Genomic DNA, 7,895 nt, shown 5'->3' with positions numbered 1-7,895 from the left:
CGAGCACCGACACGCGCTCAAGAACATCCCAGAAGGCGACTATGCTGCCGCGTAGCCGCAAGCCCTGACGTGTCCATCAAACCGGGGCAACTCCACTTGGCGCTCAACAGATGTCGTTTCCCACTGACATCTCGTGACGCCCAACAACTGTCATTAACCTGTTGTTGAGCGCGGTGAGAATGTCAGTCCGTTGCGCGGATCTAATGTCAGCCTGGCTCTATCTGACCCGGTAAGGGTTCGGGCCCGGGATCGTTAGGTCACAGTCTGGGCGCGATGGACGTATTCACCGGAGATGCCACCGCTGGTTACTGATGCTCGCTCTATGGCGAGTAGACGGTTGGCCTGGTCGCTGGCGTTGGGATCAGTCTGCAGTGTCGTGGCGGGTGCGATTCCGTTGTTGGTACCAGGGGAATGGGCGCTTGCAGTCCGATTGCTGCTGGCGGCCGTCGCTGCGGGGCTAGGCGGTGCGGCCGGTTCCTACTTTGGGGTCTCGATCGCAGCTCTTGCGGAGGCCCGAACGGCAAGGGAAGCTCTCGACCGGGTGCTCGAAGCCCTTGACAGCCGCGGCGAGGGTGGGCAGAGCGTGTTCTCGGTCCTGCTCGCCGACTCCTGTCCCACCCCGTTCTGGGGACGTCGCAACCAGCGCGACCAGTTGTGGGCATGGTGCGATCGGCCTGGGGAGCAGCTGTTGGTGCTGGCCGGCGGTGCTGGGTTGGGCAAAACCCGCCTGGCGCTTCATATCGCTGAAGGCGCGAGCGAGGAGTGGACGGTCGGTAGACTGCGGCCTGGCCGCGCTGGTGATCTGGTCGCAGCCGCAAGCGCAGCGGGCAGGAATGTCCTGGCTCTAGTCGATGACGCCGATTCCCGCACGGACCTCGGCCATCTCATGGACGACCTAGCCACACACTCAGGCAAGCCGTTGCTCAAAGTCCTGCTGATCGCCCGGCACGGCGACGGTCTGCGCACTGTCCTAGCCGAGCAGACCGCCGAACATCATCGATACCTTCTGGCCGATACTCCCGTGATCACGCTCGGGCCGCTGGGCGAAACCAGCGATCTGATCCGCTGGTACGGCCAAGCCGTTCCCTTGTTCGCCGCCCGCCTACGCATACCCGCTCCCGCTGTGTCCGACACGACTGCGCCGGTCCGCGCGGGTCAGACGATGCTCGAGATCTTCGCTGAGGCTGTCTCTACGGTCCTGCGCGCCGCACCTCCTGGCCAGCAACCGCATCCCCTCGATGACGTCGCCTCTATACTGTTTGATCACGAGACTACGTGGTGGAACCAGACCGCCCGCCTCCCCCGATGGGGGGTCGCCGCTCCCACTGACGCGCTCCTGGCTCGCACCATCACCGCTCTCACCCTGCTGGGGCCCGAGAACGAGGACGCATCCGTCGGGGTGTTGCGGAGAGTTCCGGACCTGGCCGACGCTGCGGAGGAGCGCTTGAGAAATCTGTGGCGATGGGCTCGTTACCTCTACCCTGCTGGCACGCAGATCCGTATTGGGCCCGACCTGCTCGCCGACTGGTTCACTACTCGGCAACTCATCACCGACTCCGGCCTCGCCAGATGCCTCCTCACCGACCTCGACGAGGACCAGATCAGCAGGGTCCTGACCGTTCTGGCCCGCGCTGGCGAACATCACCCTGCAGCTCTGTCTCTTTTCAGCGACCTTGCCGCAGGCCAGCCCCTGCGATTAGCCCGCTATGCCATCCACGCCACCCTCGTCTCCACCACCCAGCAGGTGCGTCTCGACATCACCACCGCCGCCATCCTTCTAGCCGCCGAGCTCGGCGCTGCCACCCTCGATCAGCTCGAACAACTCATCCCCGCTCACGCCCTGCCCCACTGCGCCCATGCCATCGCCCACCACCGCCTCCAACTTGCCCGCCACACAAACGAGGCCCCCCAACTCGCAACTAGACTGACTGGCCTCGCCGTCACCCTGCGTGCGTTGGGGCGAACCCGCGAGGCCCTTGACTTCGATCAGGAAGCCGTCGCTCTGCGCCGGGATCTGGCCGCCACCAATCCCGCCCACCAACCCGACCTGGCCTACAGCCTGGCCAGCCTCGCCATCACCCTGGGTGCGTTGGGGCGAACCCGCGAGACCCTTGACTTCGATCAGGAAGCCGTCGCTCTGCGCCGGGATCTGGCCGCCACCAATCCCGCCCACCAACCCGACCTGGCCCACAGTCTGGCCAACCTGGCCGCCACCCTGCGCGCGTTGGGGCGAACCCGCGAGGCCCTTGACTTCGATCAGGAAGCTGTTGCCCTCTTTCGGGATCTGACCGCCACCAGCCCTGCCTACCGGCCCGACCTCGCTGTCGGTCTGAACAAGCTCGCCATCACCCTGAGCGAGTTGGGACAGCCCCGCAAGGCCCTAGACCTCTACCAGGAGGCCGTCGCTCTGCGCCGGAATCTGGCCGCCACCAATCCCGCCTACCAACCCGACCTGGCCCACAGTCTGGCCAACCTGGCCGCCACCTTGCGCGCGTTGGGACGAGCCCGCGAGGCTCTCGACTTCGATCAGGAAGCTGTTGCTCTTCTCCGGGATCTGGCCGCCACCAGTCCCGCCCACCAACCGGAGCTGGCCATCAGTTTGGCCAACCTGGCCGCCACCCTACGCGTCTTGGGGCGAGCCCGCGAGGCTCTCGACTTCGATCAGGAAGCCGTCGCTCTGCGCCGGGATCTGGCCGCCACCAATCCCGCCCACCAAGGCGACCTCGCCTATGGTCTGAACAATCTCGCCAACACCCTGCGCGTATTGGGGCGGTCTGATGAGGCATTCAACTTTGATCAGGAAGCTGTTGCTCTTCTCCGGGATCTGGCCGCCACCAATCCCGCCCACCAAGCCGACCTCGCCACCGGCCTTACCAACCTCGCCGCTACCCTGCGCGCGTTGGGAAGGCTTGGTGAGGCCCTCGACTTCGATCAGGAATCCGTGGCCCTCTTTCGAGATCTGGCCGCTACCAATCCCGCGCACCAACCCACCCTCGCCCACAGCCTGAACAATCTCGCCAACACCCTGCAGGCACTGGGACAGAGTACGGAGAGTGTCACGCCGTTGCGTGAGTCGTGTTCGGTGTTGCGCGGCCTTGCCCGAGAGGACCGTGCGCTGTACGGGCCGGCCTACCGATCCAGTCGGGCAGCTTTGCAACGGCTGTTAGTCGACCTCGGCCGACCGGAGGAAGCGATCAGCTTCGACCTTCCAGCCGATCCCGAGAATGATCGCTAGCACGATCCCTACAGCGGCCAAGCCTTCCGCAATTCGGAACGAAATCCGGTGTTAGCGGGAACGCCGCTGGTCGACTTCGCACTCCCTGTGTCGGCAAACGACAGCACCTCGACCCGAACGCGAGTTACGCCTGCGCGGCCTCATCCAGGATCAGGGCACACCCCGCTGAGCAGAGGCCTCCGCCGACGTCCTGTGGGGCTCAAAATAGGATTCGGTGTCTGACCTGCTGGTTCCTGGTGGCTTCAGTTGGCGATCTGGTACTCGTTGATGAGGCCGCCGAGGATGGTTCTGTGGTGGATCCGATGGCTGGCCAGGTCGACCGGCGGTGGCGGGCCGGTTTCAGCTTGGGATGGGCTCAACTGCCCGAGGCCGCGGTGGGGCCGGGCCTTGTTGTAGTGCTCCAGGTATCTGGTGAGGGTGCGGCGCAGGTGTTGCTCGTTGAGGATGAGCGTGCGGTCGAGAAGTTCGCGGCGTAGGGTGCCGATCATCCTTTCGCAGTGTGCGTTGGCTTTCGGGGCTTGTGGCGGGCTCTTGAGGACGCGCAGGCCCGCGTCGGCGAAGACCGTGTCGAAGGCATCGGTGAACTGGCCGGTGCGGTCGCCGATCAGGAAGTTCATGTTTGTCGTGTCGGTGTCCATCAGGACGTTGCGGGCGGCCTGGGTGGTCCATTCGCCCGTGGGGTTGGCGGTGACACCGAGCAAGTGGGCGCGGCGGCTGCGGTGCTCGAGCAGGACCAGGGCGTAGATGCGTTTGAGGTTGATGGTGTCGACGTGCAGGAAGTCGACGGCGACAATGTGTTCGGCTTGGGGGTCAGGAATTGCTTCCACGTCGGCCCGCTGCGGCGCGGGGCGGGATCGATTCCTGCCCGGTTCAGGATGTTCCACACGGTCGATGCGGCGATCTCGTGACCGAGGCGGGTCAGTTCGCCGTGGATCCGCCGGTGGCCCCAGGCGGGATTGTCGGCGGCCATGCGCAGCACCAGGGCCTTGACCGCAGCCGCGGTGGGTGGTCTCCCAGGGCGGCGTCGCCGATTGTAGTCCCACTTGTTCGTCACGAGCTTGCGGTGCCAGGCCAGCAGAGTGGCCGGAGTGACTGAAAAGATCTTCGCCCAGCGATGGCGGGCGATCAGGTGTGAGAGCGCCGTCAACCACAAGCGATCGACCGGCTCGTAGCGCACCCGTGGGACCTGACGGCGCAGGACTGCGTTCTCGTGCCTGAGCACCAGCAGTTCTGCCTCCTTGGAGGCGTCCTTGCGAAACAGCATCGCGGGCAGGGACAGAAGACGTCGGGTGACGGCGTACACCGTGGACAAGAACACGAAAGATGATCCCAGGCACCCCGGGCCTGCCGCTTAACGACCTGAGGGAGCCCCCGGTCCCACGGAGCGAAGGACTCCCGCGCCGGCGGTGATTCGAGTTTTGAGCCCCACACGATCGGCCCAGCCCGGCTTCGGCCGGCCGACCTGACGCTTCAACACGGCCACCTCGTGGCGGAGCACCATGATTTCGACGTCTTTGGACGCCTGACCACGCCCCAACAACACCAGCCAGCCAAACACCCGGATCAAGGTTAGATACAGCAGACGAACCGGCACGAACTGCGATCTTGCCTATGGGGTCTCTGGAGCTCAAAGCCGCAGGTCAAGCGCCACGCGATGGGTTATGAAGCGGTACAGGCCATCAGTGAGGGGGTGCCACCCTATGGCCAGTTGATGTGCATCGATTGCCGTTCGTCCTCGCTGATCGTGCGATCCCCCCATCCACTCTTTGCAAGTCGCTGCAAGTAGGGGTGCAGCTTCCATACTGCTGGATAGAAATGACGGAAAACAAAGTCCGCAAACTGACCCAGCCGGAGAGGCGCAGCACATGCGATACGACAGCTTGGACTGTTGATCGTTAGATGCGTTGCAGGGTGACCTGGACCGGCCGCAGCAAGGTCATAGTCGAACCTTACTGCAGCTCTCAAACGGATATCCTCCGGAGCGCAAGCCGCATGGTATTCAATAACGTCCAGGAGAGCCTCTGTCCGAAGTAGCCTTTCCTCCACGTCAAAGGGACATGGCACATACGCAAGCCGATGCCCAGTTAGCGCACCCTCGATTACCTCGTACGATATCTGTAGCAGCGACCCATCGATAAGTAGAGCCGAATAGGCGCCGGAATCAATCCAGTCTCGATATTCTGCAATCGAAGGCTTGTTGCGATGCTGGAGGAACTTGCTAGCGAGCCCTTGCGTGACCCAGCTAACTCGGGTGCCATCGTTACTTATGGGCGTGATATATAGGGCTATGCCTGCTCCTAATAGATATGTCAGGAAATTATCGAGCTCGGTGTGGATGACCCTACAGCTCATCATCCGGAGCATCCTCGCTAAGGCGAGATATCAGCCGCGCTCGCACATCCAACGGGATGTCCTCCACGTCTATTTCGTTCCGCTCGATTGCATCTGCAAGCTTTTGCAGTGTGTCAGAAAATTTCTTGATGGAGGCCGCTTCGGCTCGACTGCGATCTCTATGGATGCGACGAATTCGCGCAAGATCTTCTTGAGTGGGAATCTTAAAATCAAGCACAAATGAACGCTCGCGGACTTCGGCCACCTCGTTGGCAACCGCCTGCATCTGTGGTCCAAACCCGCAGATGCGTACCCATGCTTTACTGCGGGTGATAGCAGTGAATAGCGTATTCCGACGAGTCACTGCTTGCTTGGGGTCGGCAACGGCATACTGTGAGTCGAGAGCATAGACCATGGAGGCTTCATTGCCTTTGGCCCGATAGATGTGTGCGATCGCTATCGAGTCGCGTATGAAAACCTCATCTACACTCGAGTTTACGCCAACTAGGTGCGACCTAATTCCCACTCGTATGAGAGTGCGCGCTAGCCGGGCGCCTCGCTGCTTCGACGTGTATGCGCTCGGGAGGACGATCAGGATGTCGTCGTGTTCCAGCTCGTCTTCCTGCAAGTTCCGAAGGATTTGCTGCGCCAACCATGTATCCTGTTGCAGCTCATCATCGAACGTTTGCAGCATGACTGCATCATCTGAAGTCAGAAGGTCGAGAAAGTACTTCGGATAGCTCTGGCTTGAACGCTGGAGAGCTACTTGGCTACCGAACTCGAGTCGACCATTTTGAACAGAGTACCCGATGTCAGACCACAGCTGCGGCTCATCGAAGTGCTGGACCAGCCCTTCTTGCCTATATATGCCGAAGCCAAGTGCGTGTGCAGCTGCCAGCGCCCACGGCGAGTTCCTGTAGCAGACCTCAAGGACAATGTCCCTGCGTGCTTCTCCATCGCGGTTATCGATGTTAACAACCTCTGCACCGCTGGGTGTGGTCCCGAATAGCTCTGAGGTTGAGGGCATGGCAGCCTCAGAGAGTTTCTGAAGCTCGTCGTAAGCCCAGACGATACGCTTGGGATCCGTGGTGAATCGATAAACAAGTTGGAAGAACTCTGGCGGGAGATCCTGTGCTTCGTCGATGAGGATGGCATCGAAGATTGGCGGGTCGCTCGTTTGGGACGCTATGGAAAGCAGCTCGCGACAGATCCCTCGAAACGCATCTTCCATGCCGTAAGTGGCGCGGGCGTAGTTGAAGTCTCGCGGCGGCTGATTCATCGCTTCCGCTATCTTCATGTAGACGCCATACCGCGAAGAAGAGCCCCATGCGTGGAGAATCTGCAGCTTTTCAAAGTCTGGCGCATCGTTGCTGTGCTCAAACGAGAATCTTGTTACGAGGTTAACGATCTGCTGGTACAGAGCCCTGGACTGAAACGTAACCGCAATGTTCCAGTCAGGATGCTGCGCCTGAAGATATGCCGCTTTCAGAGCTAGGACAATGGTTTTTCCGGACCCAGCGAGTCCTCTGATTCGCTGTGGGCCATCCGGGGTCTCGATAGCGGCCTTTTTCTGCCAGCGGTCGAGATTGGCTATTTCTTTCTCTATTATCTTGAGGATAGCACCGCGAGATGTTTCCGTTTTGACGCTTGCTCGCTTCTTGGCCGGCTTGATTGTCGAGATTCGCTGCAGCGCGGCCTGCAATGCCCGCATGACTCCGTTGCTTACGCCAGGGAGTCGCGAGACCACCTCTCCGACGCTGGAGATATCCGTGTACTTTCCGTCGGGATTGCCAGGTGGAGGCCCGGCTGCCGACGGAAAGACAGTTACAGTCTCGATCGAAAAAGCAAGATGCCGTCCTCGCCTAAGCTCCGGATGGCGGCCAAGATGGCTTTCCAGAATCCCGTACAATCGGTCCTGTGCCGTGGTATACGTCTCCCACTCTGGTGCACTATTCGGGACGTCGGCTGCTATCTGAAACGCGACCAACCCGTGGCCTTCGCTCAGAAGGAGAGCATCGACATATACGCGGTCGTCCGTAGTCGCTAGCACTGGATAGCCAAGATAGATCGTACCCTCGGAGAGAGCTTCGCTAAGGTACTCGGCCAGCGCTTTCGCTTGGAGGCGATTACGCGACTCGCCGTAGATAATTTCTAGTGCCATCTTCTATCTCTCTCTCGGCCCAGATGCTCGAGCTTAGGCCAACCCTACTCTGCGGCGCCGACAAAATGGCCGGAGCGGGTCCGGTAGGAGATCGGACACCAGGGTCGTTCTTGACAGCCGTGGCGAGCAAGCAGCAAAAGGACAGCCAAGTACAAGCTGCTGATGCCT

The 7,895-nt window shown here is 61.3% G+C and carries 4 protein-coding genes; 1 reads left to right on the top strand and 3 read right to left on the bottom strand.

Annotation, left to right across the window (positions count from 1 at the left end; translation table 11 throughout):
- The first annotated feature begins 376 nt into the window (after positions 1-376).
- Positions 377-3,235 (top strand): tetratricopeptide repeat protein, encoded by a 2,859-nt coding sequence (locus HNR30_RS18480; RefSeq protein WP_181611069.1) that lies wholly within the window; start codon positions 377-379, stop codon positions 3,233-3,235.
- Between the two features lie 242 nt (positions 3,236-3,477).
- On the opposite strand, the gene HNR30_RS50165 is transcribed toward HNR30_RS18480, so the two are convergent.
- The 3 genes from HNR30_RS50165 to HNR30_RS18465 form a co-directional block, all read right to left on the bottom strand.
- Complete coding sequence (locus tag HNR30_RS50165; RefSeq protein WP_220133642.1) at positions 3,478-4,119, bottom strand: integrase core domain-containing protein; 642 nt, start codon at positions 4,117-4,119, stop codon at positions 3,478-3,480.
- Between the two features lie 814 nt (positions 4,120-4,933).
- Complete coding sequence (locus HNR30_RS50645; protein ID WP_181611068.1) at positions 4,934-5,587, bottom strand: DUF2290 domain-containing protein; 654 nt, start codon at positions 5,585-5,587, stop codon at positions 4,934-4,936.
- Positions 5,577-7,727: a DEAD/DEAH box helicase gene (locus HNR30_RS18465; protein WP_181611067.1), complete on the bottom strand. Its 2,151-nt coding sequence runs from the start codon at positions 7,725-7,727 to the stop codon at positions 5,577-5,579. The genes HNR30_RS50645 and HNR30_RS18465 overlap by 11 nt, the downstream gene beginning before the upstream one ends.
- Positions 7,728-7,895: the final 168 nt, after the last annotated feature.

The sequence above is a fragment of the Nonomuraea soli genome (genome assembly GCF_013761175.1).
GTDB classification, from domain to species: Bacteria; Actinomycetota; Actinomycetes; order Streptosporangiales; family Streptosporangiaceae; genus Nonomuraea; species Nonomuraea soli.
This window is presented reverse-complemented; position numbering and strand designations above follow the sequence as displayed.